General features: G+C 73.5%; 27 protein-coding genes and 1 pseudogene. 15 read left to right on the top strand and 13 right to left on the bottom strand.

Annotated features, from left to right (window positions below; translation table 11 throughout):
• Nucleotides 1-18: 18 nt before the first annotated feature.
• Nucleotides 19-819 (bottom strand): hypothetical protein, encoded by an 801-nt coding sequence (locus tag PCC79_RS11725; RefSeq protein ID WP_342371927.1) that lies wholly within the window; start codon nt 817-819, stop codon nt 19-21.
• Between the two features lie 112 nt (nt 820-931).
• On the opposite strand from PCC79_RS11725, the gene PCC79_RS11720 reads away from it, so the two are divergent.
• The gene (locus PCC79_RS11720; protein WP_342371926.1) at nt 932-1,795 is read left to right on the top strand and encodes a phosphatase PAP2 family protein; all 864 of its coding nucleotides are present in this window, start codon (nt 932-934) and stop codon (nt 1,793-1,795) included.
• A 19-nt stretch (nt 1,796-1,814) separates the two neighbouring features.
• On the opposite strand, the gene PCC79_RS11715 is transcribed toward PCC79_RS11720, so the two are convergent.
• The 6 genes from PCC79_RS11715 to PCC79_RS11690 all read right to left on the bottom strand — a co-directional run bounded on the left by PCC79_RS11715 (nt 1,815) and on the right by PCC79_RS11690 (nt 7,908).
• On the bottom strand, nt 1,815-3,590 hold the full coding sequence (locus tag PCC79_RS11715) for an acetyl/propionyl/methylcrotonyl-CoA carboxylase subunit alpha (protein ID WP_342371925.1): 1,776 nt from the start codon (nt 3,588-3,590) through the stop codon (nt 1,815-1,817).
• Nucleotides 3,591-3,660: 70 nt separating this feature from the next.
• On the bottom strand, nt 3,661-4,554 hold the full coding sequence (locus PCC79_RS11710) for a decaprenyl-phosphate phosphoribosyltransferase (protein ID WP_342371924.1): 894 nt from the start codon (nt 4,552-4,554) through the stop codon (nt 3,661-3,663).
• Nucleotides 4,555-4,566: 12 nt separating this feature from the next.
• Entirely contained in the window at nt 4,567-5,196 is a 630-nt protein-coding gene (locus PCC79_RS11705) for a Maf family protein (RefSeq protein ID WP_342371923.1), read from the bottom strand.
• Nucleotides 5,197-5,199: 3 nt separating this feature from the next.
• On the bottom strand, nt 5,200-6,000 hold the full coding sequence (locus tag PCC79_RS11700; protein WP_342371922.1) for a DUF937 domain-containing protein: 801 nt from the start codon (nt 5,998-6,000) through the stop codon (nt 5,200-5,202).
• A gap of 82 nt (nt 6,001-6,082) precedes the next feature.
• On the bottom strand, nt 6,083-6,319 hold the full coding sequence (locus tag PCC79_RS11695) for an acyl-CoA carboxylase subunit epsilon (RefSeq protein ID WP_232549432.1): 237 nt from the start codon (nt 6,317-6,319) through the stop codon (nt 6,083-6,085).
• Nucleotides 6,316-7,908 carry an acyl-CoA carboxylase subunit beta gene (locus PCC79_RS11690; protein ID WP_342371921.1) on the bottom strand — a complete coding sequence of 531 codons (1,593 nt, stop codon included), beginning with the start codon at nt 7,906-7,908 and terminating at the stop codon, nt 6,316-6,318. Before PCC79_RS11690 ends, PCC79_RS11695 begins: the two co-directional genes overlap by 4 nt.
• A 77-nt stretch (nt 7,909-7,985) precedes the next feature.
• Here PCC79_RS11690 and PCC79_RS11685 point away from each other — a divergent pair, with 77 nt between their 5' ends.
• The 5 genes and pseudogenes from PCC79_RS11685 to PCC79_RS11665 all read left to right on the top strand — a co-directional run bounded on the left by PCC79_RS11685 (nt 7,986) and on the right by PCC79_RS11665 (nt 14,209).
• Nucleotides 7,986-8,759: a biotin--[acetyl-CoA-carboxylase] ligase gene (locus PCC79_RS11685; RefSeq protein WP_342371920.1), complete on the top strand. Its 774-nt coding sequence runs from the start codon at nt 7,986-7,988 to the stop codon at nt 8,757-8,759.
• A gap of 350 nt (nt 8,760-9,109) precedes the next feature.
• Entirely contained in the window at nt 9,110-10,090 is a 981-nt protein-coding gene (locus PCC79_RS11680; protein WP_342371919.1) for an alpha/beta hydrolase, read from the top strand.
• A 51-nt stretch (nt 10,091-10,141) separates the two neighbouring features.
• Nucleotides 10,142-12,934 (top strand): alpha-L-rhamnosidase, encoded by a 2,793-nt coding sequence (locus PCC79_RS11675; protein ID WP_342371918.1) that lies wholly within the window; start codon nt 10,142-10,144, stop codon nt 12,932-12,934.
• 28 nt (nt 12,935-12,962) lie between these two features.
• Nucleotides 12,963-13,405, top strand: a pseudogene (locus PCC79_RS11670) (family 1 glycosylhydrolase); the annotation flags it as partial.
• A gap of 24 nt (nt 13,406-13,429) precedes the next feature.
• Nucleotides 13,430-14,209: a family 1 glycosylhydrolase gene (locus PCC79_RS11665; protein WP_425325675.1), complete on the top strand. Its 780-nt coding sequence runs from the start codon at nt 13,430-13,432 to the stop codon at nt 14,207-14,209.
• A 43-nt stretch (nt 14,210-14,252) separates the two neighbouring features.
• On the opposite strand, the gene PCC79_RS11660 is transcribed toward PCC79_RS11665, so the two are convergent.
• The 3 genes from PCC79_RS11660 to PCC79_RS11650 form a co-directional block, all read right to left on the bottom strand.
• Entirely contained in the window at nt 14,253-15,233 is a 981-nt protein-coding gene (locus tag PCC79_RS11660) for a Gfo/Idh/MocA family protein (RefSeq protein ID WP_232549438.1), read from the bottom strand.
• 63 nt (nt 15,234-15,296) lie between these two features.
• Entirely contained in the window at nt 15,297-15,929 is a 633-nt protein-coding gene (locus PCC79_RS11655) for an alpha/beta fold hydrolase (protein ID WP_269779500.1), read from the bottom strand.
• 39 nt (nt 15,930-15,968) lie between these two features.
• Nucleotides 15,969-16,388, bottom strand: coding sequence for a GtrA family protein (locus PCC79_RS11650; RefSeq protein ID WP_232549439.1), 420 nt, complete (start codon nt 16,386-16,388; stop codon nt 15,969-15,971).
• 7 nt (nt 16,389-16,395) lie between these two features.
• On the opposite strand from PCC79_RS11650, the gene PCC79_RS11645 reads away from it, so the two are divergent.
• From PCC79_RS11645 to PCC79_RS11635, 3 genes are all read left to right on the top strand, one after another.
• On the top strand, nt 16,396-17,601 hold the full coding sequence (locus PCC79_RS11645; RefSeq protein ID WP_232549440.1) for a 5-(carboxyamino)imidazole ribonucleotide synthase: 1,206 nt from the start codon (nt 16,396-16,398) through the stop codon (nt 17,599-17,601).
• Entirely contained in the window at nt 17,594-18,088 is a 495-nt protein-coding gene (gene purE / locus PCC79_RS11640) for a 5-(carboxyamino)imidazole ribonucleotide mutase (protein WP_232549441.1), read from the top strand. Before PCC79_RS11645 ends, purE begins: the two co-directional genes overlap by 8 nt.
• 95 nt (nt 18,089-18,183) lie before the next feature.
• Nucleotides 18,184-19,860, top strand: coding sequence for an LCP family protein (locus tag PCC79_RS11635; protein ID WP_342371916.1), 1,677 nt, complete (start codon nt 18,184-18,186; stop codon nt 19,858-19,860).
• A 12-nt stretch (nt 19,861-19,872) separates the two neighbouring features.
• On the opposite strand, the gene PCC79_RS11630 is transcribed toward PCC79_RS11635, so the two are convergent.
• Both PCC79_RS11630 and PCC79_RS11625 read right to left on the bottom strand, forming a co-directional pair.
• A complete protein-coding gene (locus PCC79_RS11630) occupies nt 19,873-20,739 on the bottom strand; it encodes a serine hydrolase (protein WP_232549443.1) in 867 nt (288 codons plus the stop codon).
• An 8-nt stretch (nt 20,740-20,747) separates the two neighbouring features.
• Nucleotides 20,748-21,449, bottom strand: coding sequence for a TIGR03089 family protein (locus tag PCC79_RS11625; protein ID WP_342371915.1), 702 nt, complete (start codon nt 21,447-21,449; stop codon nt 20,748-20,750).
• 33 nt (nt 21,450-21,482) lie between these two features.
• Between PCC79_RS11625 and PCC79_RS11620 the strand changes: the two genes are divergently transcribed.
• The 3 genes from PCC79_RS11620 to PCC79_RS11610 all read left to right on the top strand — a co-directional run bounded on the left by PCC79_RS11620 (nt 21,483) and on the right by PCC79_RS11610 (nt 23,710).
• Entirely contained in the window at nt 21,483-22,559 is a 1,077-nt protein-coding gene (locus PCC79_RS11620) for a mannose-1-phosphate guanylyltransferase (RefSeq protein WP_342371914.1), read from the top strand.
• A gap of 66 nt (nt 22,560-22,625) precedes the next feature.
• Nucleotides 22,626-23,309 carry a hypothetical protein gene (locus PCC79_RS11615; RefSeq protein ID WP_342371913.1) on the top strand — a complete coding sequence of 228 codons (684 nt, stop codon included), beginning with the start codon at nt 22,626-22,628 and terminating at the stop codon, nt 23,307-23,309.
• A 143-nt stretch (nt 23,310-23,452) separates the two neighbouring features.
• Entirely contained in the window at nt 23,453-23,710 is a 258-nt protein-coding gene (locus tag PCC79_RS11610) for a WhiB family transcriptional regulator (RefSeq protein WP_342371912.1), read from the top strand.
• A 151-nt stretch (nt 23,711-23,861) separates the two neighbouring features.
• Here PCC79_RS11610 and PCC79_RS11605 read toward each other — a convergent pair whose 3' ends face one another.
• Complete coding sequence (locus tag PCC79_RS11605; protein WP_342371911.1) at nt 23,862-24,314, bottom strand: metallopeptidase family protein; 453 nt, start codon at nt 24,312-24,314, stop codon at nt 23,862-23,864.
• A 71-nt stretch (nt 24,315-24,385) separates the two neighbouring features.
• Between PCC79_RS11605 and PCC79_RS11600 the strand changes: the two genes are divergently transcribed.
• From PCC79_RS11600 to PCC79_RS11590, 3 genes are read left to right on the top strand one after another with little or no spacing between them, the layout of a single operon-like run.
• A complete protein-coding gene (locus PCC79_RS11600; protein ID WP_342371910.1) occupies nt 24,386-24,775 on the top strand; it encodes a DUF3499 domain-containing protein in 390 nt (129 codons plus the stop codon).
• 9 nt (nt 24,776-24,784) lie between these two features.
• Nucleotides 24,785-26,146: a phosphomannomutase/phosphoglucomutase gene (manB, locus tag PCC79_RS11595; protein ID WP_232549450.1), complete on the top strand. Its 1,362-nt coding sequence runs from the start codon at nt 24,785-24,787 to the stop codon at nt 26,144-26,146.
• Nucleotides 26,143-26,328, top strand: a complete 186-nt coding sequence (locus PCC79_RS11590; protein WP_232549451.1) for a Trm112 family protein — start codon at nt 26,143-26,145, stop codon at nt 26,326-26,328. Before manB ends, PCC79_RS11590 begins: the two co-directional genes overlap by 4 nt.
• Nucleotide 26,329 lies beyond the last annotated feature (1 nt).

The raw sequence follows: 26,329 nt of genomic DNA, 5'->3' as shown, positions 1-26,329 counted from the left end.
CGGCTTCCCGGCGGGGTGTCAGTCGAAGAGGTCTCCGAACAGGTCACCCAGCCCCTCACCGATGTCGCCGAAGCCCTCGCCCATCCCTTCGCCCAGCCCGGCCAGGCCGTCGCCCAGCCCGTGGGCCAGATGGGGGAGGGCGGCGATGCCCTGGAACACCAGGGCGCCCACGGCGATGTCGCGGATGAGGCTGCTGCCACGCCAGTGCGTGTAGTACCCCTCCGCCCACGGCGCGTACTCCTCGCCCCCCTGCCAGTACGGCACGCGGCGCGGGCCGACCTGCACGGTGCGGATGTAGGGATCTGCGCCGGCGAGGACGCGTTCGGCGTCCGCCGGGCAGGCCGGCACGGAGCGGACCGAGCCGCCGGCGGGCGCCCAGTCGACGTTCTGGCTGCTCGGCCCGTGGGCCGGGTTGAAGAAACACGGCGGGCGCTTGGCGGGCAGCGGGGCGCCCGCGACGCGGGCCTTCACGCAGGCGACGGCGTAGCGGCCCTCCTCGAGGATCTCGGTGACGTAGCGGATCTCCTGGGGCGCCGTGACGGCCGCCAGCGAGCCCTTGGCGTGCTCGTAGGCGTCGAGGGCGCGTTCGTAGTCCTGCCGCATGGCCTCGTCCAGCGGGTGCCCGGCCACGTCGGCGTCCAATCGCTGCAGCTCCTCGCCGAAACGGGTGACGTCCTCGTCGGCGGCGCGGCGGGAGGCGTCCAGCCGCGATGCGACCTCGGCGACGCGTTGGCGCTCGACCTCCTTCGTGCCCCGTCCGAGGCGGACGGCGAACACCACGACAACCGCCACGACGGCCAGCAGGAGCAGGTATTCCATGTCGTCCAGTGTGCAGGGGCTCCCCGGGAGCAGGGCCCGGCCGCCGCTGTGAATCTCCTGTGATCTTTCGGTGCCCGGCCGGTCCGGCGGAGCGCCCACGCATGATGGACCCGTGAACGCGCCGGCTCGTCCCACCCCCGCGGCCCCGCTCGTCGCAGCCCTCGCGGCCGTGGCGCTGCTGGCGGCCTGCGCGTGGTTCTTCGTGGGCACGCGCCGCGGCCAGGTGGGGGACGAACTCGCCCTCCGCGGCGCCACGATCGGCACGTGGCGATGGAGCACCCAGGCGGAAGCGCTGCTGCAGACCGTGTCGGTCGGCGCGGTCGCGGTGGCCCTCGCCGTCGTCGTGGTGGTGGGGCTCGCTGCGGGCCGGCCCCGCGCGGCGCTCGTGGGAGCCGCCGTGATCGGCGCGGCCAACGTCACCACGCAGGTCGTGAAGAACGTCCTGGTGACCCGGCCCGACCTGATCGCCGGTGACCACACAGCCAACTCGCTGCCGTCGGGCCACACGACGGTGGCGGCGTCCATCGTGGTCGGGCTTGCGCTCGTGGCCGGACGCCGGGCGGTGCCGCTGGTGACGGGCGTGGGGGCGGCCGTGGTCACCGCGTTCGGCTACGCCACGCTGGTCAACCAGTGGCACCGCCCCTCCGACGTCGTTGCCGCCGTGCTCGTGGCGTGCGCGTGGGGCTACGTGGGTGAGGCAGCGCTCCGGGCCGGGCCGCGTCCCCCCCAGCCCACCTCCCGGCGGCGTCCGGCACGACGGCCCGCGGGGGCGGGGCCTTCGGCGGGGTGGGGGTTGGTGGCCGCGGGAGGGCTCGCGCTCGGCGTGGCGGTGGTGGCCGTCGCGCTCATGTGGGGCGTCGGGCTGGACGACGCCACCCGGCTCCAGCGGCTGGTGGCCCACGTCGGTGGCTCAGCGGCGCTGGCGGGGGTGACCTGCTCCGGGCTGGGGGTGCTGGCGCGGCCGCGGTCCGCCTGAACCCGCCCCCGGAGCACGCTCAGGCGGGGTCGACGATCTCGCACAGCGATGCGCCGCCGGCGACGATCCGGCCCGGCTCGGCGGTGAGCGACCGCACCACGCCGGCGCGGTGGGCGCCCACGGGCTGTTCCATCTTCATGGCCTCCAGCACCACGACCGTGTCGCCCTCGGCCACCGTGTCGCCCTCGGTGACGGCCACCGTCACGATCGTGCCCTGCATGGGGGCAACCAGCACCGGGCCGGTCGACACCGTGGCGGCGGGGGCGGCCGCCCGCGCGCCGGCCCGCTCCGGCCGGGGCGGACGGGCGAGCGACCCCGCGGTGGCGGCACGCGTCAGGCTCGCCGGCACGCGCACCTCGACGCGGCGGCCGTCCACCTCGACGGCGATGGTCACCTTCTCGGGGGGCGGGGGAACCTCCGCGGGGGCGTCCTGGGGCTCGAGCGGGGTGGCGAACTCGGTCTCGATCCAGCGGGTGTGGACGCCCAGGGTGCCGTCGACACCGGTGAAGGCCGGGTCGTCGACCACGGCCCGGTGGAACGGCAGCACCGTCGGCATGCCCGCCAGCGACGTCTCCGCCAAGGCCCGTCGCGCCCGGGCCAGCGCGTGCGGGCGGTCGGCGCCGGTCACGATGATCTTGGCCACCAGCGAGTCGAAGGCGCCGGGCACCGTCATCCCGGCGTGGTAGCCCTCGTCCACGCGGACCCCGGGGCCGGTCGGTGGGTTCCACAGCGTCAGCGTGCCCGGCATGGGCACGAAGGACCGCGCCGGGTCCTCGGCGTTGATCCGGAACTCGATCGCGTGCCCGCGCACCTCCGGGTCGTCGTAGCCCAGCTCCTCGCCGTCGGCGATGCGGAACATCTCGCGGACCAGGTCGAGACCGGTGACCTCCTCCGAGACGGGGTGCTCCACCTGGAGCCGGGTGTTGACCTCGAGGAAGGAGATGCGGCCGTCGGTGGCGACGAGGAACTCGCAGGTGCCCGCCCCGACGTAACCGGCCTCCCGCAGGATCGCCTTCGAGGCGTCGTGGAGGGTGGCCACCTGGGCGTCGCTGAGGAACGGCGCGGGGGCCTCCTCGACCAGCTTCTGGTGGCGGCGCTGCAGCGAGCAGTCCCGGGTCGAGACCACGACGACGTGGCCGTGGGCGTCGGCGAGGCACTGCGTCTCCACGTGACGGGGGCGATCCAGGTACTGCTCGACGAAACACTCCCCGCGGCCGAACGCGACCGTGGACTCGCGCGTCGCCGCGTCGAACATCGCGGCAACCTCGTCGAGGCGCCGCGCCACCTTCAGGCCCCGGCCACCGCCGCCGTGGGCCGCCTTGATCGCGATGGGCAGGCCGTGCTCCCGGGCGAAGGTGACCGCCGCGTCGGCGTCCGGCACCGGCTCGGCGGTGCCCGCGACGAGCGGCGCACCCACCCGCTGGGCGATGTGGCGGGCGCGCACCTTGTCGCCGAGCGCCCCGATGGCCTCGGCGGGTGGGCCGATCCACGTCAGGCCGGCGGCGGTGACGGCGCGCGCGAAGTCGGCGTTCTCGGCGAGGAAGCCGTAGCCGGGGTGGACGGCGTCGGAGCCGCTGCGGCGCGCGGCGTCCAGGATCGCATCGATGCGCAGGTAGGACGCGGCGGGCGTGTCCCCGCCCAACGCGAAGGCGTCGTCGGCGAGCCGCACGAACAGGGCGTCGGCGTCCGGATCGGCGTGGACGGCGACGCTCGCCAGTCCGGCGTCGCGCGCCGCCCGGATGATTCGCACCGCAATCTCGCCGCGGTTGGCCACGAGGACCTTGCTGATGCCCACGCCTGACTCCTTCGCCGCGCGTCCGCCGCGTCCGCCGTGGGGTGCGCGACTCCTGCCCGGAGTCTAGGCCTCAGGCGAACACGCCGATGGCCACCGGAATGAGCCAGACCACCGCGAGCAGCTGCAGGACGCGATCACCCAGCACGACGTCCTCGGGCTCGCCGGCACCGCCGGCGTCGATGGTGTAGGCGTAGCGCAGCAGAGCGAGCGTGAACGGTGCGATCGAGAGGGCGTGCCAGGTGATGCCGCCCGCGTCGGGGGCCTGCTCGAAGGCCCACAGGCTGTAGGACATGATGACGGCCGCGCAGGACAGGGCCCAGACGAACCGCAGGTAGCTCGCGGTGTAGCGGGCCAGCGAGGCGCGCGTGCCGGCGTGGGGGCCGAGCTCGATCATCTCGGAGTAGCGTTTGCCGGCCACCATGAACAGCGAGCCGAACGAGGCGACGAGCAGGAACCACTGCGACAGCGGGATGCCGGACGCCACGCCACCGGCCACCGCGCGCAGCAGGAAGCCGGCCGCCACCATCGCGAGGTCGATGATCGGCTGGTTCTTCCAGAACACCGAGTAGCCGACCTGCAGCAGCCAATAGACGGCCAGGGTGACCGCCAGCAGGGGCGCGATGAACCAGCCCAGTGCCAGGCTCGCCACCGCGGTGACGCCGGCGAGCACCAGGGCGGTGCCCGGGCGGAGCTCACCGGCGGCGATCGGCCGGAACCGCTTCTTGGGGTGCTGGCGGTCGACCTCGACGTCGCGGACGTCGTTGATGAGGTAGATGGACGCGCTGATGAGGCAGAACGCGACGAAGGCCCCGGCGGTGGCGAGCGCGACGGCGGGCACGAACAGTTGCCCGGCCGCGACGGGGGCGGCCAGCACGAGGACGTTCTTGACCCATTGGCGGGGCCGCATCGCGCGGAGGGGGGCGGGGACGCGCGAGCGCCGGGGGAGCGGGGCGATGTCGGTCATGGCGGTGGCAGTTTATCGCTGGGCGCGCCACAGATCGGTCCACGCGACACCGAGCTCGGCCAGCAGGACGCGCAGCAGGGGCACGCTGATGCCGACGACGTTGTGGTGGTCGCCTGCCACACCGCTCACGAACGCGGCGCCGTACCCGTCGATGGTGAAGGCGCCTGCGACGTGCTGGGGCTCGCCGGTGGCCACGTAGGCCTCGATCTCGGCGTCCGTGACGTCGGCGAAGTGAACGGTGGTGGACGCCGCACGGCTGCGGTGCGCCACCGCGTCGCCCCGGACGACGGCCACGTGGTGGCCGGTCACGAGGCGTCCGGAGCGGCCCCGCAGGGCGCGCCAGCGCGCGCGGACGGCGTCATCGGTGCCCGGCTTGCCGTGGGCGCGGCCGTCCAGCTCCAGCACCGAGTCGCAGCCGACGAGGACGAACGCATCCTCCCCGACGCCCTCGGCGCTTCCCGAGGCCAGCGCGGCCAGCACCGCCTCCGCCTTGAGATCGGCCAGCGCGAGCGCGAGTTCCGTGGGGTCGGCGTGCGGGACGGTCGACTCGTCGACCCCCGAGACCCGCACCAGCGGCTCGACGCCGGCGGCCCGCAGGGTGGCGAGGCGGGCGGGGGACGCCGACGCCAGGACGAGGCGCACCGGCTACCGGCGTCCGAAGAGGAGGTCGGACAGGATGCCGCCGAGCGGGTTGTCGGTCCGGTTGACCGCGGTGCCCTGCGGGGCAACCGATCCGGCCGGGGACGATGCCGTGCCCGGCTCCAGCGTGAGGTCGGTGGGCGGGGGCGTCTGGCTGGTGAAGGGCCCGGTGCCCACCCCGCCACCGCCCGCCCCGCCGCTTGTCTGCGGCGTCGCGCCCGGGGTGCCCTGCTGCCGGCCGCCACCGAGGAGGTCGCCGAGGATGTCACCGATGCCGCCGCCGCTCGCGGGGGCCTCCGCGCGGCCCGACTGCTGCGCCGCTGCACCGCCGAGGAGGTCCTCCAGGATGCCGCCCAGGCCGCCGCGCGAGGTGCCGGTTCCGCCGCCGAGCGCGCCGCCCAGCCCGCCGCCGCCACCGAGGGCGCCGCCGAGCCGCTTGGCGAGGTAGCTCAACACGATGGGCGCGAGGATGGGCAGGAGGCGCTGCACCAACGACCCGCCCTGGCCGCCCCCGAGTGCCTGGATCTGGTCGGGCGCGTAGACGTGGTCGACGATCTTGGCGCCGTCGCCGGTGTCGATGCCGGCCAGGTCGATCCGGTCGGAGAACGCCGGGGAGTCGGCGTGCCGGTCCAACGCCCGGGTGAGGCCGACGGCACCGTCGGCGTCCGCCACGTTGTGGTCGAGCTGACCGACCAGCGAGGCGAGCGCCTGGTCGACCACGCGGTCGGCCTCGGCGCGGTCCGTGCCGAGGTACTGGGCGACCTGGTCGAGGTCGAGGTTGGCCTTGATGTCGTCGACGGCTGCCATGGTGCGCTCCTTCGCGAAGTTCCCGCCGGGGGCGGGTCGATGGCGCGACTCTACCGGGGCGCCGCGCCCGTCGGTGTCAGGCTCAGCGCCGAAACGTGGTGCGCCACGCGGTGACGCCGGGGAGCAGCCCGTGGTTGAGCTGGTGCCAGCGCGAGGCCCACCCGGCGGCGGGGTGGCTGTTCGTCGGCGCGGGCGGACGCCCCTGCTCGCGTCCGAGCAGGTGGAGCACCACCGCGAGCGCCGCGATCTCGTCGGGGGTGGGGTGACCGGAGACGACCTCGAACGCGGCGGCGTCCGGCTCGGGCTCGGTGCCGGTCACAGCGGGATGTTCCCGTGCTTCTTGGGCGGCAGGGACTCGCGCTTCGTGCGCAGGAGGCGCATGACGCGGGTGATGGTCTCGCGGGTGGCGTGGGGGTGGATGACCTGGTCGATGTAGCCGCGCTCGGCCGCGACGTAGGGGTTGGCGAGCTCGGCGTTGTAGGCGTCGATGAGTTCGGCGCGGCGGCGGGCGGGGTCGTCGGCCTCGGCGAGCTCGCGGCGGTGGAGGATCTCGACGGCGCCCTCGGCGCCCATCACCGCGATCTGGGCGGTGGGCCAGGCGAGGTTCACATCGGCGCCGAGGTGCTTGGACGCCATAACGTCGTAGGCGCCGCCGTAGGCCTTGCGGGTGATGACGGTGACGAGCGGCACCGTGGCCTCGGCGTAGGCGTAGATCAGCTTGGCGCCGCGGCGGATGATGCCGCGGTGCTCCTGGGTGACGCCGGGCAGGAAGCCCGGGACGTCCACGAACGTCAGCACGGGGATGTTGAAGCAGTCACACGTGCGGACGAAGCGGGCGGCCTTCTCCGAGGCGTCGATGTCGAGGCAGCCGCCCAGGACGAGAGGCTGGTTGGCGACGACGCCGACGACGCGGCCCTTGATGCGCCCGAACCCGCAGACGATGTTGGGGGCGAACAGGGCGGCCACCTCGAGGAAGTCGACGTCGTCGAGCACCCCCGCGATCACGCGGTGGATGTCGTAGGGCTGGTTGGCGGCGTCCGGAATGAGCGTGTCGAGCTCGCGATCGCGGGCGGTGACCGCCAGGTCGGCCTCGGCGGTCTCATGGACTGGGGGCTCGTCGAGGTTGTTCTGGGGGAGGTAGGTGAGCAGGTCACGGACCCAGGCGAGGGCGTCCGCCTCATCGGCCGCGAGGTGGTGGGCGTTGCCCGAGCGGGTGTTGTGGGTACGCCCGCCGCCGAGCTCTTCGAGGGTGACGTCCTCGCCCGTGACGGTCTTGATGACCGCGGGGCCGGTGATGAACATCTGCGAGGTCTGGTCGACCATGACGACGAAGTCGGTGAGGGCGGGGGAGTAGACGTGACCGCCGGCGGCGGCGCCCATGATCACGGAGATCTGCGGGATCACGCCGGAGGCGAGCGTGTTGCGTCGGAAGATGTCGCCGTAGAGACCGAGGCTCACGACGCCCTCCTGGATGCGCGCACCGCCGCCCTCGATGAGCCCGATGAGGGGGCAGCCGGTCTTGGTCGCGAAGTCGATGATCTTGACGATCTTCTCCCCGTACACCTGCCCGAGCGCCCCGCCGAAGACGGCGACGTCCTGGGAATAGACGCAGACCGGGCGGCCGTGGATCGCGCCGACGCCGGTGATCACACCGTCGGTGTAGGGCCGCTTCTCGCCCATGCCGAAGGACTGGGAGCGGTGCCGGGCGAACTCGTCGAACTCGGCGAACGTGCCCTCGTCGAGGAGCGCGGCGATCCGTTCGCGGGCCGTCATCTTGCCGCGCGCGTGCTGCTTCTCGGCGGCGTCGGGCCCGGCGGCGTTGAGCGCGGCCTCGATGCGCGCATCCAGGTCGGCCAGCTTGCCGGCCGTGGTGTGACGGTCGGGCTCCGCGGGGAGGTCGGGCGTCATGGACCGACGATAGCCCCGGCGGCAGCGCCGCGTGGGATCGGCGGATCGTGGGCCGGGCGCCTCGTAGGATCGGGGCCGTGAACGCACACCTGGACGCCGACGCCCTCGCCCTCGCCTGCCGCGGGGGGCTGTGGCGTGACATCGAGGTCGTCGCGTCCACCGGTTCCACCAACGCCGACCTGGCGGACGCCGCCCGCGCCGGCGCCGAGCCGGGCCTGGTGCGGTTGGCCGAGCACCAGAGCGCCGGGCGGGGCCGGTTGGCCCGCACGTGGGAGGCGCCGCCGGGGGCGTCCGTGGCGTGTTCGGCGCTCGTCGCGCCGGCGCGTGGCGTCGAGGAGTGGGGCTGGCTGTCGCTGCTCGTGGGCATGGCGGTGGTGGACGGCGTCCGGGCGGCCACCGGCGTCCAGGTGGGGTTGAAGTGGCCCAACGACGTGGGCATTCACGGCCGCAAGCTGTGCGGCATCCTGTGTGAGTCGGTGCTGACGGACGCCGGCCCGCGCGCCGTGCTGGGCTTCGGCCTCAACACCGAGCTGCGCGCCGACGAGCTGCCCGTGCCGACCGCCACCTCGCTGCGGCTGGAGGGGTCGGACGCCGCCGTGAACGGCGTGGTCGCCGCCGTACTGCAGAGCCTGGAGACCTGGTACACGCGGTGGGACGCCGGGGCGGATCTCGGGGCGTCCTACCGGCAGCGCTGCACGACGATCGGGGAAGAGGTGTCGGTGCAGATGGGCGAGGAGCGCGTGGTCGGCACGGCGACCGGCGTCGCTCCCGACGGCGCGCTGGTGGTCGCGACCGCCGCCGGGGAACGCACCTTCGTCGCCGGCGACGTCACGCACCTGCGTCCGGCCTGACGCCGGGTGGACCATGCCGGCACGCCCTTAGCCGAGCCGGACGCTCCTGTCGTGGCGCCGCCTTGTCCGACGTGGCGCACGCAAACCCCACCTGGCGCACGCAAACCCCACCTGGCGCAGTGGAGCCCACGTGGCGGGCTCTCGACGGGCCGCCACGTGAGCTGCGCTGCGCCACGTGACGAGGGGGTGCGCCACGTGGCGAGGGGGTGCGCCACGTGCTGACGCCTTTGCGGAATGAGCCCTCCCGGGGACGTCGGTGAATCGGTACAATCGCTCCTGACTCGTTCACCGCCCGCCCGAAGCCTCGTGGAGCGGGCCACAGACGCAGCGGTCTGACCAAGGAGACAGCGATGGACGCACCCACCAGCCCGACGGCCACGACGACCCCGACCGGCGCTTGGGCGCCGATCTATGCCGAGCGACTGCACCACATCGAGGGCCTCGCGCAGCCGATCGACTGGGCCAACCCGCCGGCAGGGCTCGTCGCGTGGAACGCGCCGTTCGGTGAGCCCGAGCCCACGGACGCCGTGGCCGAGGATCGGACGGTCGAGGGGCCGCACGGGCCGGTGCCCCTCCGCATCTACCGGCCCTCCTCGGGTGATGCGTCCGGCGTGGGCCTGGTGTGGTTCCACGAAGGGGCGTTCCTGGGTGGGGACCTCGACATGCCGGAGGCCGACCTGGCCTCGCGCGGCCTCGTCACCCGGACGGGCGGCGTCGTCGTCTCGGTCGACTACCGCCTGTGCCAGGGCGGAGTCCACCACCCCGTGCCGCACGACGACTGCTGGGCCGCGTGGAGCTGGACGCACGCCCACGCCGCCGAGCTGGGCATCGACCCGGCCCGCCTGGCCGTCGGCGGCACCTCGGCGGGCGGCAACCTGGCCGCCGGCGTGGCGCTGCGGTCGATCACCGAGGATCCCCGGCCCGCGCAGGCGCTGCTCGTCTACCCGGTCGCGCACGCGCCGCTGCCGCAGCCCAGCGCCGAGCTCGCCGCCTGTATCGCCCAGATGCCGCCGGTGTTGACGTTCACCAACGAGACCGACGCCATCAACGAGAACTACCTGGGCGGGCCGTCCGCGACGCATGCGGTGCCGCTCGCCTTCCCCGGGCACGCCGACGACCTGGCGGGCTACCCGCGCACCTACATCGAGAACTGCGAGTTCGACGACCTCCGGGCCTCCGGTGAACGGTTCGGCCGCCAGCTCGCCGAGGCCGGTGTGGACGTCACGGTCGTCACGGCCGCGGGGGTGCCGCACGGGCACCTCAACGCGATCGGCTCCCCGCTCACCCACGCCTCCCTCGACCGGCTGGCCAACCGGCTCACCGACGCCTGACCCGCGGCCGCGCCACCCGACTCCCGACACCCGATCCCGCCAGGAGCACCGATGATCTGCACGGCCCCCACGTTCGAACAGCGCAGCCCGGGCGAGCCCGCCCTCGGCGTCGGGACGCCCACGCCGCGGCTGACGTGGGCGGTGGCCGACGCGCCCGACGACGTACGGCAGGCCTCGGCGACGGTCAAGGTGACGCGGTCGCCGTGGGGCGGGGAGGCGTCCACCGAAACCGCCACCCTCGACTCCGATGCCCAGGTGCTCGTCGACTGGCCCTTCGTGCCGCTGGCCTCCCGCGAGCGGGCCGAGGTGCGCGTCCGCGTCCACGCGACGGATGGTGCGGACAGTGATTGGTCCGAGCCGGCGGTCGTGGAGGCCGGCCTGTTGGCCACCTCCGACTGGGGGGACGCCCGGCTCATCAGCCCGGTCGGCGTGGGCGGCCTGGACGAGCCGGCCCCCGCGCTGGTCGCCACCTGGGAGCTGCCGGCCGGCGTGCGCGCCGCGCGGCTGCACCTCACCGCGCACGGGTGGTACGAGGTGCTGATCAACGGACGGCGCGTCGGGGAGGACTGGTTCGGCCCCGGCTGGACGGCCTATGAGGATCGGCTGCGGTACTACACCCACGACGTCACCGACCTGCTGACGGCCGGCACGAACACCGTGCAGATCCTGCTCGGCAACGGCTGGTGGCGCAGCCCGCTCACCTGGAACATGGAGCGCATGTACGGCGATCGCCTCGCGGCGCTGGCCCGGCTCGAGGTGGTCACCGACGACGGCGCCACGCAGGCGCTCGGCACCGACGACTCGTGGGTGGCCCGCACGACGCACGTCACCGCCAACGACCTGTACGGCGGCGAGACCCAGGACCTGCGGCGTCCGCTCATCGACGACGCCGACCACCCGGTGGAGGTCGTGGACCTCGACCTCGACACCCTGGTGGCGGCGCGCGGCCCGGCGGTGCGGGTCACCGAGGTGGTGGACGCCCAGCGCGTGTGGCGCAGCCCCGCGGGCAAGCTGCTGGTCGACTTCGGTCAGAACCTGGTCGGCGTCACGCGCCTCACGGTGCGCGGGCTGGCGTCCGGCGACGCGGTGACGATTCGCCACGCGGAGGTGCTCGAGCACGACGAGCTGGGCACCCGGCCGCTGCGCAACGCGCGGGCCACGGCGAGCTACACCGTCGCCGGGCCCCAGGAGACGGTGCTGGCGCCCCACTTCACGTTCTTCGGGTTCCGCTACGCCGAGGTCACCGGTGTCGACGAGCTGGCCGCCGAGGACATCAGCGCGCTGGTGCTGCACTCCGCGATGACGCGGACGGGCTGGTTCACCAGCTCCCACGACCTGCTCAACCAGCTGCACGAGAACGTCGTGTGGGGCATGCGCGGCAACTTCCTCGATGTGCCGACCGACTGCCCCCAGCGCGACGAGCGACTGGGCTGGACCGGTGACATCCAGGTGTTCAGCCCGACCGCCCTGATCCTGCACGACGCGGCGGGCTTCCTCGGCAGCTGGCTGGAGGATCTGGCGGCCGAGCAGGACGACAGCGGCGCCGTGCCCATCGTCGTGCCCCACGTGCTGCGCGGCGGTCTGGGCGGGCGCCCGGCGGCCGCCTGGGGTGACGCGGCGTCCGTGGTGCCGTGGAACGTCTACGCGGCCACCGGTGACGCTGAGGTGCTCCGCCGCCAGCTGCCCAGCATGAAGGCGTGGGTCGACTGCGTCGCGGCGGCCGCGGGAGAGGACCATCTCTGGACCGGCGACTTCCAGTTCGGCGACTGGCTCGACCCGGACGCCCCGCCCGAGAAGCCGGGTGACTCGAAGGTCGACAAGGATCTCGTGGCCACCGCCTGCCTCGTCCGCAGCGCGCGGCTCACCGCCGATGCGTGCGCCGCCGTGGGCGACGAGGAGGGCCGCGCCCACTACGCCGGGCTGGCGGACGCCGTCCGCACCGCCCTGCGCAACCGCTGGATCACCGCCGACGGGCTCGTGCACAGCGATTCGCCGACCGGCTACGCCATGGCGATCTGCTGGGATCTGCTGGACGACGCGCAGCGCGTGTTCGCCGGCGCTCGGCTGGCCGACCTCGCGCGGCTCAACAGCTTCCGCGTCAGCACCGGCTTCGTCGGCACGCCGCTGATCTGCCAGGCCCTGCACGACACCGGGCACACCGACGTCGCCTACCGGTTGTTGCTGGAGGAGGGCTGCCCCAGCTGGCTCTACCCCGTGACGATGGGGGCCACCACCATCTGGGAGCGCTGGGACTCGATGCTGCCCGACGGCACGATCAACCCCGGCGAGATGACGTCGTTCAACCACTACGCGCTGGGCGCGGTGGCGGAGTTCCTCCACCAGGTGGTCGCGGGTCTCACCGTGGACGCCGTGGCCCGCCACGTCGAGCTTGCCCCGGCACCCACCCACCTGCTCGAGCACGCCTCCTCGCGCCGGCTGACGCCCTGGGGCGAGGCCAGCGGTAGCTGGCGGCGCGAGGGTGGCGAGCTCATCGTCGAGGCGACGATTCCCGTCGGCCTGCGCGGCACCGTGGTCACCCCCGGCGGGGAACGCCACGAGGTCGGCCCCGGCACGCACCGGTTCGAGGTGGCCGCGCCGCCCGCCCCGGACGCCCCCGCGACCGTTCGCGACTACGTCAGCTCGGACGCCTGGCCGCGCGCGTCGGCGGCCCTGCTGGAGGTGCTTCCCCTGGACGACGCCCGCCAGATCGCCCAGGGCCTTGGTGCCTTCCTGGACGTCCCCGTGGACCAGCTTGGCATGGCGCTCACGATGGGCGGCATGTTCGGCCCCGCCGCCGAGGTTCAGGCCGTCGTGGACGCCTCGCTCGCGCCGTCGGCGTCCTGACGCAGCCCTTGCAGCCGAGGAGGAAACCATGACCACCACACCTTTCCCCGCCGACTTTCTCTGGGGTGCGGCGTCCGCCGGCCACCAGGTGGAGGGCCAGAACACGAGCAGCGACGTCTGGCTGCTCGAGCACGTCGAGGGCTCGATCTTCGCCGAGAAGTCCGGCGACGCCTGCGACAGCTACCACCGCTGGCCAGACGATCTCGATCTCGTCGCCGGGTTGGGGCTGAACAGTTACCGCTTCTCCTCGAGTGGGCCCGCATCGAGCCCGAGCCGGCGGAGTTCTCCCTCGCGGCGCTCGACCACTACCGACGCGTGCTCGAGGGCTGCCACGCCCGGGGTCTGACGCCGATCGTCACGTTCCACCACTTCGTCTCGCCGCGCTGGCTGCTCGGCGCCGGTGGCTGGGAGGCGCCGGAGACGGCCGAGCGGTTCGCCGCGTTCTGCGGCCGCGCCACCGAGCACCTGGGGGATCTCATCGGGCTCGCCTGCACCATGAACGAGCCCAACCTCCCCGACCTGCTGGCCGTGCTCGGCGTGGCGGGCGGGCCGCGGGAGGCACGGGCGCACTTCCCGATGTTCGCCCACGCCGCGGCGGCCCTGGGGGTGGACCCGAGCACCATCGCGCCCTTCCAGCTCACGTCCTCCGACGAGGCGTTCGCCGTGAAGCTCGCCGCGCACCGGGCCGGACGGGACGCCATCACGGCGGTGCGCGGCGACCTGCCGGTGGGCTGGACGCTGGCGAACACCGACTACCACGCCACCGAGGGGGCCGAGGACGTCGTCGCCGACATCCGGGCCCGCATCAACGGCCGCTACCTCGTGGAGTCCCGCGACGACGACTTCGTGGGCGTCCAGACCTACAACCGGACGCTGCTCGGCCCCGACGGCCGGCCCGCCCCCGTGCCGGAGGGAGCGCTGCTCAACTCGACCGGCGAGGAGATCTACCCGTGGGCGCTGGAGTCGGTCATCCGCGAGGCAGCCGACATCGCCGGCGTGCCCGTGTACGTCACCGAGAACGGCCTGAGCACCGACGACGACACCCAGCGCGTCGCGTTCTTCGACGAGGCGATCGGCTGCGTGGCGCGCTGCCTGGCCGACGGGATCGACGTGCGGGGCTATGTTGCCTGGACGCTGCTCGACAACTTCGAGTGGATCTTCGGCTACGGCCCGAAGTTCGGGCTCGCGGCGGTGGATCGCACCACCTTCGCCCGGACGCCGAAGCCGAGCGCCGCCCACCTCGGGGGGATCGCCCGGGCCAACGGCCTCGCCTGACGCGCCCCACGTCGGGCCCCCCTGCGGCCGGGCGGCGCCGGCGTCAGCGGCCCTCGCGCCAGGACGCCGCCGCCGCGGCCAGGTGGGCGTCCATGATCGCGCGGGCGTTGACGCTGAGCGCCGACCACCGCGGGTCCATGGCGCCGGCGGCCACGAGGTCGCAGAAGTCGGCGATCTCATGGTGCATGGTGTCGGCCGGGGAGGTCGTGGCCCCCTCCCACAGCACCCGCTCGGAGCCGGTGCGGGGGTGGAGGACGATGCGCGTCAGGTCGGCGGGGTCGTCGAAGGTCAGCGAGGCGTCCTCGCCGGTGATGACGCTCGGGCCGAGACCGCGCGCGATCTTCGACCAGGCGAGGTCGACCACCAGCGAGCCGTGGTCGAGGTACAGGCTGCCGCCCGCCTCGAAGCCGTTGTCGAGGAAGACGCTGGCCCCGCCCAGGTTGCGCGGGGCGCCGAACAGGTCGAGGGCGGGCTGCAGACAGTAGATGCCGATGTCGGCCAGCGCCGAGTTGCCCAGGCCGGGGTCGAAGGCGTTGAGCACCTCCCCGGCGCGGAAGGCATCGTAGCGGGAGGAGTACTGGAGCTTCTCCAGCCGCGCGTACCGCAGCTCGCCCAGCTCGCCCAGGACATCGCGGATCAATCCGTGGGTCGGGGCGTGCACGTTGCGGACGGCCTCGAGCGCCACCACGCCGGCGGCCTCGGCGGCCTCGAGGATCTCGACGACCTCACCGGCATTCGTGCCCATCGTCTTCTCGACCAGGACGTGGCGGCCGGCGGCGATGGCGGCGAGGGCCTGCTCGCGGTGGGCCCCGATCGGGCTGGCGACATAGACCGCGTCCACGGCGTCGAACAGGGCGTCGAGGGTGTCGACGGCCACCCCCAGCCCGTGGCGTGCGGCGAACTCCTCGGCCCGGGCGCGCCCCCGGGAGTGGACGGCGACCGGCTCGGCCCGGCCCCCGGTGGCCCGGCAGGCGCGGACGAAGGCGTCGGAGATGACGTTGGTGCCGATGATGCCGAACCGCATGGGTTTCTCCTTGGGTGGGGGCGGCGGGGTGATCGCCGCAGGTCTGGGTGGCCCCAGGACGCCTCAGGCGTCGAGGAAGCCGAACACGGTGGCGTTGAACGCCGCGGGCGCCTCGGTGTGCGGGCTCTGCCGGGCGCCGGGGACGATCTCGAGGGTGGCGTCGGGAATCGCGGCGGCGAGCTTGGCCGCCGCGGGGTGGCCGGCGTCGTCCTGGGCGCCGACGACGACCAGGGTGCGCGCAGTGACGTCGCCGAGCCGGTCGGTGGGGTCGACGCCCTCGAGGGCGTCCAGCGCCGCGCGGAGCCGCTCCTTGTCGATGCCGAGCCGCGCCAGACGCTTGGCGGGGGTGAGCCGCAGCGCCAGCCGCTGCGCGCGCAGATCGCTCTTCGGGGGCGCCAGCTGGGCCGCGCTGAGCACGAGTTGGGCGACCGTCTCGGGGGCGCGCACGGCGATGTCGAGCGCCACCATGCCGCCGACGCCCGAGCCGATCAGCGTCAGCTGCTCGACCCCGTGCGTGTTCAGCAGGGAGAGCACGTCATCGCCGGCGGCGCTCACGCCGAAGGCGTCGTCGCGCCCGGGCCGCAGGCCGCGCAGCCACGGCGCGACGGCCTTGGCGCCGGGAGGCAGGGCGACGACCTGGTCCTGCCAGACCTGCGGGGTCTCGCCCACGCCGTGGAGGAACACGATGAGGCTCATGGGGTCGACCCTAGTCGGGCCCGCCGGGGCGGGGCGGGTTCAGCTGCGGAAGATGAGCGTGCGCTGGATGACGAAGTTGATGGTCGTCGCCAACCCCTGCGCGATGACGAACCCCACCACCTGGGCCGCGGCCGTGCCGAGCGCCATCTCCAGGGGCGGGTAGATGAGGGCGAACGTGCCGACCTGGACGGCGAAGGTGGTGCCGTACAGCACGGCGACCGCGGCGAACTTCAGGCGCGAGCCGGCGGCTCCGAAGGTCCAGCGGCTGTTGAGCGCGTAGGCCGTCATCGTGCCGAACACCCAGCTGACGGCCTTGGCCGGGGTGTGCGCCCAGCCGGCCAGGTTCATCCCGGCCACGAGCAACCCGTAGTCGACGACCGCCGCCACCACCCCGACGAGCACGAAGCGGGTGAGCTGCGTCGCCAGGGGCACCGGGGCGCGGCGGTCGGTCTGGGTCACACCAGCCATGCTCCCACTAGACTGCCGCCTCGTGGCGGACCTGAGAATCGGTGTCATCGGCGGCGGCCAGCTCGCGCGCATGATGCAGGAGGCGGCCCTGCCGCTCGGCCTGCAGCTGCGCCTCTTGGCCGAGGGCCCCCAGACCTCCGCGGCGCTGGCCGTGCCCCACGCCGCGGTGGGCGACTTTGCCGACGCCGACGCGGTGACCGCCTTCGCGCGCGACGTGGACGTCCTCACCTTCGACCACGAGCACGTGCCCACGGGCCTGCTGCACGCGTTGCAGGACGCCGGCGTGGCCGTCCGGCCCGGCCCGGACGCCCTCGTGCACGCCCAGGACAAGGCGGTGATGCGCCGGGCCATGGCCGAGCTGGACGCCCCCAACCCGCGGTGGCGCGTGGTGGCGGACGCCGACGCGCTGGTCGCGTTCGGCGAGGAGACGGGCTGGCCGGTCATCGCCAAGACCTCGCGCGGCGGGTATGACGGCAAGGGCGTGTGGCGCATCGACGGGCCGGACGCCGCCGCGACGCCGTTCGCCGCGCTCGCCGGCCCGCAGGGCCCCACCGAGGCCCAGCGCGAGGCCGACGCCGGCGTCGTCATCCTCGCCGAGGAGTTCATCGACTTCGCCCGCGAGCTCAGCGTGCTGGTGGCGCGCCGGCCCGGTGGCGAGGCCGTGGTCTACCCGGTGAGCGAGACGGTGCAGCGCGACGGAATCTGCCACGAGACGACCACCCCCGCGCCCGGCCTGCCCCCGCAGCGGGCCGCCGAGCTCCAGCGGCTGGCGCTGCGCATCGCCGAGGCGCTCGGCGTCGTGGGCATCCTCGCCGTCGAGCTCATGGAGCGTCGCGACGGCACCGTGGTGGTCAACGAATTGGCCATGCGCCCGCACAACACCGGCCACTGGAGCATCGAGGGCGCGGTGACCTCCCAGTTCGAGAACCACCTGCGCGCCGTTGCCGACCTGCCGCTGGGTTCCCCGGCCCCCGTGGCGCCGGTGGTCGTCATGAGCAACGTGCTCGGCGGCACGAACGACGACCTCCTCGGCACGTTGCCGGCCGTGCTCGCCGACCCGGGCACCCGCGTCCACCTCTACGGCAAGGCGGTCAAACCGGGCCGCAAGGTGGGCCACGTCACGGTCTGCGGCGACGACGTCGCCACCACCCGGGACGCCGCACGCGCGGCGTCCGCCCTGCTGGAAGGAGCATCGGATGGCTGAACAACCCCGCGTGGGCATCGTCATGGGCTCGGACTCGGACTGGCCCACCATGGAGGCGGCGGCGCTCGCCCTTGATGAATTCGGGGTGGCGTACGAGGCCGACGTGGTCTCGGCCCACCGGATGCCGGAGGAGATGGTGCGTTACGGCCGCGAGGCCCACGGCCGCGGGCTGGGCGTCCTCATCGCCGGGGCGGGGGGAGCGGCCCATCTGCCCGGCATGCTGGCGGCCCTGACGCCGCTGCCGGTGATCGGCGTCCCCGTGCCGCTGAAGCACCTGGACGGCCTCGACTCGCTGCTCTCGATCGTCCAGATGCCGGCGGGGGTGCCCGTCGCCACCGTCGCCGTCGGCAATGCGCGCAACGCCGGACTGCTCGCCGTGCGCATGCTGGGGCTCGCCGAATCCGACCTGGTGGAGCAGATGGTGGCGTTCCAGGACGACCTGCGGGCCGCGGCCGCCGCGAAAGGTGAGCGCATCCGCAACCGCTGACCCGGCCCGGGGACACGCCGCCTTCCCTCCGGGGTGACGGTGGCGAGGGAGGAAATACTGGGGCCAAGCTCCCCCCCTTCCCCGAGGAGATGCACGTGTCGACCGTCCACCCCAGCGCCCTCGCCGAGCCGGACCTCGCGCCCGGCGACCCGGCTCGGGCCGACGGAGTCTCCTCACCCGACGACGCGGAACGGGAGCAGACCCCCCAGGAGCGCAGCGAACGGCTGGCGTTCCGCCGCGGCGTGTCGCTGCTGGTGTTGACCCTGCTGGTGCCGGGCTCGGCCCAGGTGATCGCGGGCGGCAAGGGGCTGGGGCGGTTCGCGATGCGGCTGTGGCTGGGAGTGCTCGGCGTCCTCGGATTGTTCGCCCTGCTGTTCGCACTCCACCGCAACGCCGCGATCGCCGTCTACGCCCACCCCTTCACGCAGTGGCTCGGCTCCAGCGTCGTGCTGGTGCTCGGCATCGGCTGGGCGCTGCTGCTCCTGGACGCCTGGCGGCTCTCCCGGCCGGGCCTCATGGGCCGGCCCCGCACGTACTGGATGGCCGCCCTCGCCGGGGTGCTGGCGCTCGGCCTGGCGGCCGGGGCCACGCAGGTCTCGGCGCTCGGGCGCTCGCAGGCCACCCTGTTCGGCAGCGTGTTCGCCGGCGGCGGGTTCACCGCGCCGACCGACGGGCGCATCAACGTGCTGCTCATCGGGGCCGACGCTGAGCCCGACCGCCCCGGCATCCGCACCGACACCATGATGGTGGCCTCGGTCAGCGCCACCACCGGGCGCACCGTGCTGTTCAGCCTGCCCCGCAACCTGCAGTGGGCGCCCTTCCCGGCGGGCTCGCCGTTGCGCGAGCTGTACCCGAAGGGCTACTGGTGTGAGGACCAGTCGTGCCTGCTGAATGCCGTCTACAACCTCGCCGAGCAACACCCCGACCTCTACCCGGGGGCGGAGCGCCCGGGCCTGGTGGCGCTCCGCGAGGTCGTCTCCGAGATTCTGGGGCTGCGCATCAACTACCACGCCATGATCGACATGACGGGTTTCGAGCAGCTCATCGACGCCATGGGCGGGGTGACGCTCGACATCGCCAAGGCGGTGCCCATCGGAGGGGGCAGCGCGCCGGTGGAGGGCTACATCCAACCCGGTGAGAACGTGCGGCTCGGCGGGTTCGAGGCGCTGTGGTTCGCCCGCAGCCGGCACGGGGCGTCCGACTACGAACGCATGGCCCGGCAGAAGTGCATCGTCAATGCGGTGGCCAAGCAGGCGACACCGACGACGCTCATCACGCGCTTCAACGAGCTGGCCGCGGCGGGGGCGTCCGTGCTGACCACCGACGTGCCCACATCGGAGATCGGCCGCCTCGTCGAGCTCGCGGACGCCGGGCGGCGCCTCCCCATCGCCTCGGTGAGCTTCGCCCCTCCCCTGATCGAGCCCGTGAAGCCCGACTTCGCCGTCATCACGGACACGGTCGACGAGCAGATCCGGGCCTCCGTCGCGGCCGACGAGGACGCCGCGCGCGCCGCGGCCCAGGCGGCGGCGGCCGAGCAGGCGGGCGACGAGCAGGCCGACACCGCCCAGGCCGGCGCGGCGCCGGCCCAGGCCGCACCGGCGGAAGGTGCTCCGGCCCAGGCCGCTCCGACGGAGGCGGCACCCCAGGGCGAGCCGGCTGCGGCCACGGAACCGACGGAGGTGGTGGTCGCGGACGCGGGTCCCTCGGGCACGGGCGGGTTCAGCGAGGAGCGGCAGACCGACGACCTCACCGCGATCTGCAGCGTCGACTGAACCGGGGCGGCCTCAGGTGAGGGTGCCCTCACCCATGATCGCGAACAGATGGGCGCCGACGGCGTCCACGAGCGTGCGACCCTCGTCGAAGGTGGGCATGCGGCACATGATGGCGGCGGTGTAGTCGCGCCCTTCGCCGACGACGTGGCCGATTGAGTTGACCGCCCAGAGCTGGTCGAGGGACTGGAACTGCACCCAGCCGTTCTTCATCTGCACGTGGACGTGGCTGCCGCGGTCGTGGCCCACGCCCCAGGTCTGCTCGGCATTGGTCTTGCTCATCAGGTCGAGCAGGTACATCCGGTCCTCGGTGGCCACCGCGGGCGTCCCGTCGACGAGAGCGTCGACGAGGGCGCGCTGGTCGTCGGGGGTCGTGTTGGTCCAGGACCAGAACTCGCTGCGGTCGTCGCCGTGGGTGTCGGGCAGGCCGAGCTCGGCGGCCAGCTCGGTGTAGGGCTGCTTGCCGCCGACCCATGCCCACAGCGCGTCCGCGGCGTCGTTGTCGGAGTTGATGATCGCCTGGGAGGCCAGGCCGTACTGCTCGAAGGTCAGCTGCTCACCGGCGGCCCGCGCCCGGCGCAGCGCCAGGAGCACGATCATGACCTTGGCGATCGAGGCGCTCTGGGTGGCGTAGTCGCCGCGGTAGGCGTAGGTCGCTCCGGAGCGCAGGTCGCGCACTGACAGACCGAGCAGGTCGGTGTTGGCCGAGGCAGTCGTCATCATCGCCTCGAGCTGTTCGCGGACGGTGCCGCCGGCGTCCGGCACGGGTGTCGGCAGCACGAGCTGTGTGGCGGGGTTGGCGCACCCGCCCAGGCCGAGCCCGGCCAACCCCGCGCCCGCCAGGCCGAGCAGGAGGGTGCGGCGGGTGAGGGGTGGGGTCATGGCCTCCATCATGGCAGCAGCCGTGCGTGCTCCGAGGCCGCCACGCGCCCGGCATCCACCTCAGGGTCGTCCACCAGCACCACCGAACCGCCGCCGAGCACCGCGCCGGCGAGGAGGGTCAGCGCGGTCGCGGCGTCCGGTGCGGCGGCGCAGACGCGTTCGGTGACGGACGCGAGCGCAGCGACGTCGGCGTGGGTGCGGACGCCGGCGTGGTCGAACCAGGCCGGGGCGTCGGGGTCGGTGGGCACGCCGGGGAAGAAGTCGGGCTGGGCGAGGGCCTCCCCGGCGAAGTCGGCCACCCCGGCGGGCAGATCGCCCAGGGGGCGTCCCCACGGGTCGAGCGAGCAGGCGTAGGTCACGTCGCCGACGGGCGCGGGCTCGCGCGGCCCGATGACGGCCAGATCGGCACCGGCGGCGTCCGCCCGGGACGCGACGCGGACGCCCAGGCCCGCCCGCCAGCAGGCGAACGGCCACACCCAGGCCATCCAGTGGGCGGGGGCCTCACCCAGGACGGGCAGGGCGACATCGGCGTCCGGCTCGAGATCCAGCTCACCCAGCAGGTTCGCTGTCTTGTCGACCCAGTTCGCGAAGCTGGCGACGGAGAGTTCGGTCCGCGCGCCCCCGGGGCCGTAGTGGGTGAGCAGGACGGCGCCGCCGTCGCGGGCCGCACGGTGGTGCAACTGGCTGCTGACGGGCGTTGCGTGGGGCACGGCGCCAGCTTAGGCGCCGGTAGCATGACCGCCATGCGTTACGTCGTGATCATGGCGGGCGGGTCCGGCACACGCCTGTGGCCCCTCTCGCGGCAGGGGACCCCGAAGCAGCTGCTGCCGCTCATCGGGGGGCGGAGTCTGCTCCGGCTGGCCTATGAGCGGGCCGTTGAGCTGGTCCCCGCCGAGCGGGTGCTCGTGGTCACCGGCGCAGCCCACCTCGACGCCGTGCGGGCCGACCTGCCGGAGGTGGCGGAGGCCAACCTGCTCGGCGAGCCCGTCGGACGCGACTCCCTCAACGCGATGGCGTGGCCCGCGGCCGTGCTCGCCCGGCGCGACCCCGACGCGGTGATCGCACAGCTGACCGCTGATCAGCTGATCGAGCCGCTCGACGCATTCGTCACGGCAGTCGATGCGGCGTTCCGGCTGGCCGAGGCCGAGCCGGACGCCCTCGTCACGCTGGGTGTGGTGCCCACCTCGGCCCACACGGGGTACGGCTACCTGCAGCGGGGCGACGCGGTGGCGGGGTTCGCGGGGGCCTGCGTCGTGCGCGAGTTCCGCGAGAAGCCGGACGCGCAGACCGCGGCCGCCTATGTCGCGTCCGGTGACTTCTGGTGGAACGCCGGCATGTTCGTCTTCCGGGCCGCCACCTTCCTGGAGCAGGTGCGGCTGCTGGAGCCCGCGGTGCACGCCGGCGTCCTCGGCCTGGCCGAGGCGCCGGAGAGGCTGGGTGAGGTCTTCACGACCTTGAAGAAGATCTCGGTCGACTACGCCGTGTTCGAGCCGGTGAGTCGCGGGCAGGGCTCGGCGCGGGTGCTGGCCGTCCCGTTGCCGATCTCGTGGAAGGACGTCGGCGGCTATGCGAGCCTCGCCGAGGTGCTCGAGCACGACGACGACGGCAACACGGTCGATGGACGGGGGCTGGCCGTCGACACCACGGACAGCCTCGTGATGAACACCGACGAGGGACACGTCGTGGCCGTCCTCGGCGTCACCGGTCTGGTCGTGGTGCACACGCCCGACGCCACGTTGGTGACCACGCTGGAGCACGCCGAGCAGGTCAAGGGTCTGGTGACGCGCGTCGCCGAGACCGCTGGGCCCGAATTCGTCTGATCGATCGTGTGAGCGAACTGACCCGAGCGGTGCCGGCGCGGCCGGTCACCGGGGATGGAGTGTGTGGTGGTTGACAACCTGAGGCGTCTGCGGGAGCCGGCAGCGTGGGTCGTCCTCGCGGTGACCGCGGCCAGCATCGTGCTGGCACTGGTGCGATTCGGCGTGGCGGTGAGCCTGGGGGAGCCGTTCACCCCGGCCGCGCAGACCGTGGCGCTCGACGCGATGAACCTGACCCTCGTGGTGGTGGTCGTGGGGCTCGCCTGGGCCTGCGTGTTCGTGGCGCCCCCCACCCCCCGTGCCCGGCGGGTCGTGCTGGTCAGCGCGGTGATCGTCACGCTCGGCACCCTGCTGACCCTGGCGGGGGCCGTGGCGGCGGTCGTCAGCGCCGTCGGCGGGGCGCTGGGGGTGGTGCTCGAGCTGGTCGGGGGACTGCTGGACATCATCCTCAAGGGCGTCGGCGCCGTGACCCTGTGGCTGGTGCACCGCGGCCTGCGCGGGGGGCGTATCGGGGTTGCCGCCGTGGAGCCCGCGCCCGCCGTGGCCGCCGTCGAGGCGGCCCCGGAGCCGCCCCGAGCGCCGACCACGTGGACGCCGGACGCGGCGGCCGGCAGCGTGTGGACCTCGGCCTCGGACGCTGCCGCCGGCGCCCCCGCCAGTGGCTTCGGCCGGCAGGGTGACCAGGCCGGCTGGCACCCGGTGGCGCGGCCCGCCGACCCGGACGACACGGATTCTCCACCGAACCGGCTCTGACGGCACGCTCCGTCCACTCGGGGCCGGCGACACGCCGGCGTTGTGGATACTGAAATCCACCCGGGCTTGACGAACGGCTAATGACACGGGTGTAATTCAGGTGTCAAGCATGAAGGCGGCGCGTCGAGGAGGTACACCGGACCATGCGCGAACTGATGATCGTGGTGCCGGAGGACGAAGGAGTCCTCGGCTGGCAGGAGCGGGCGCTGTGCGCCCAGACCGACCCGGAGGCGTTCTTCCCCGAGAAGGGTGGCTCCACGCGCGAGGCGAAGAAGGTGTGCCAGACGTGTGAGGTGCGCGCCGACTGCCTCGAATACGCTCTCGAGCACGACGAGCGGTTCGGCATCTGGGGCGGCCTCTCCGAGCGCGAGCGGCGCAAGCTCAAGCGGCGGGCGGTCTGATCCGCTGGGGCGGGACCGCACCAGCGGATCCACGCCCCCATTGGTGAATTGAGTCCTCGGGGCAGGGAGGCGACGGGGGCAGCGGTTTGAGAGGCGCCGGTGTACGAGAAGTGCCGGTGATCGAGGGGTGCCGGGCGGTCACCGGGTGGAGTCAGTCGTCCCAGTCGTCCTCGGAGCCCCGGTGCCCCAGCGGATCGATCTCGTCCACCGCGATGCCGGTGGCCTCGCTGAGCTGCTCGACGATCGTGCGGAACACCAAGATGCGCAGCCCGCGGCGCGTCCGGGCCCGCCGTTCGAGCGGGCGGCGATAGACCACCACGGTGCCGTTGGTGTTCGGTGTGGCCGACACGGCGGCGGCCAGCGGGACGCGGTTCGGCGCCCAGGCGGGGATCACGCCCGGCACGTCCTCGACGCCGACGTCGATGCCGGCCAACGCCCGCGGGCAGTGGTCGGAGATCTGGGTCAGCGCGTCGTGGACGCACATCGTGAAGTACTCGGCCTTGTTCTGCCGCCCACGCAGCGGGGCGGGCGAGCCGGTGTAGGGGTTGGGGAGCGCGAGGCGTCCGCGCAGGCCGCGCTGGTGCCGGTCACGTGCAGAACCCATGGGCGAACTGTAGACGCTCGCGCAGCGACACCCCGCCCCAATACCCCGGGGGCGGCACGTAGACGGGTAGCGTGCAGCGGGTGAAGCCGCGCCAGTGCTCCCGGACGGGCTGTCAGCGACGCTCGGTGGCCACGTTGACCTACGTCTACGCCGATTCGGTGGCCGTCGTCGGCCCGTTGGCGCTGCGCGCCGAGCCGGGCACCTACGACCTGTGCGAGCAGCACGGCGCCACGGTCTCGACGCCGCGCGGCTGGGAGCTCATCCGCCTGCCCCTGGATGACGCGGACCCGGGCCCGCACCACGATGACCTGCTCGCGCTGGCCGACGCCGTGCGCGAGGTGGGCTTCACCTGGGACGCCCCCGCCACGGCCCCCGCGGCACCGGCGGGTCCCCAGCCGGCCCTGACGCGACGCAAGGGGCACCTCGGCGTCGTGGCGGATCCGGGTGACGCGGCCCGGTAGGCTGGGGCGGTGATCGACAGCGTCATCTTCAAGGCCAACGACATTCGGGGCGTCATCGGGGTCGACGGAGCGGAGTGGGATCTCGAGGGTGCCCGTCAGATCGGTGCCGCCTACGTGCACGTCTTCGACCTCGCGGGGCAGACCTTCGTGATGGGCCGCGACATGCGCGTCACCGGCCCGGAGGTGTCTGCGGCCTTCGCCGACGGGGCGTTGGCGCAGGGCGCGAACGTCATCGACGTGGGGCTGGCCAGCACCGATGCCCTCTGGTACGCCTCCGGCACCCTCGGGCTGCACGGGGTGCAGTTCACCGCCTCCCACAATCCGGCCAGCTACAACGGTGTGAAGTTCTGCCTCCCGGGGGCGGCCCCGGTGACCACCGACGACCTGCTCCGGCTGCGCGAGCGGGCGATGGGCGCTCCGATCCCCGACGCCGACAGCCGCGGCACGCTGACGCGGCAGGACATCCTCACCGGCTACAGCGAACACCTGCACTCGTTGGTGGACCTGACGGGCCTGCGGCCGCTCAAGGTCGTCGTGGACGCCGGCAACGGCATGGCGGGCCTGACCACGCCGGCGGTCCTGGGCCCGCTGGGCCTGGAGCTCGTGCCGCTCTTCCTCGATCTCGACGGCACGTTCCCGAACCACATGCCCAACCCGCTGATCGAGGAGAACCTCGTGGACGCCCAGGCCGCCGTCCGTGCGCATGGCGCGGACCTGGCGCTGGTGTTCGACGGTGACGCCGACCGCTGCTTCGTCATCGACGAGCACGGTGAGGTCGTCAGCCCCTCCGTCATCACCGCGCTGATCGCCGCGCAGGAGTTGCGTCGCGAACCGGGCGGCACCATCGTCATCAACACGATCACCTCGCGGGCGGTGGGGGAGGTCGTGGGTCGTCTGGGCGGTGAGTTGGTCATCAGCCACGTCGGCCACACGTCGGTGAAGGCGCACATGGCCGCCCACGACGCCGTGTTCGGTGGCGAGCACTCCGCCCACTACTACTTCCGGGACTTCTGGGGCGCGGACACGGGCATGCTCGCCGCGCTGCACATCCTGGCCATGCTCGGCCGGTCGGACGCCACCATGTCCGAGCTCGCGGGGCAGTTCGCCGGTTACGTCGGCTCGGGCGAGATCAACTCCGTCGTCGCGTCGGTGCCGCCGGTGCTGGCGCGCGTGGTTGCGGCGTTCGAGGGACGCGGCAGCATCGACACCGGCGACGGCGTCACGGTGGCCGGCGACGACTGGTGGGTGAACGTGCGGCCGTCCAACACCGAACCGCTGTTGCGCCTGAACGTGGAGGCGCGCGACGCGGCGCACATGGCGGCGCTGCGCGACGAAGCACTGGCCATCATCCGAGAAGGGAACCCCCAATGAGCGATCTCGTCCCCGGCGTCCTCGAACTGCTGGTCTGCCCCGCCTGCCGCGCGCAGCTCACGTGGGCCTACGAGGCGTCCGAGCTGGTGTGCACCGGCGCGGACTGCGGCCTGGCCTACCCGGTGCGTGGCGGCATCCCGATCCTCGTCATCGACGAGGCGCGGGCCCCGCACGGGAACTGAA

Origin of the sequence: Propioniciclava soli, from assembly GCF_038502305.1 — a bacterium.
GTDB classification, from domain to species: Bacteria; Actinomycetota; Actinomycetes; order Propionibacteriales; family Propionibacteriaceae; genus Propioniciclava; species Propioniciclava soli.
The sequence above is the reverse complement of the archived record's forward strand: the minus strand, read 5'-3'. Positions and strand labels throughout refer to the sequence as shown.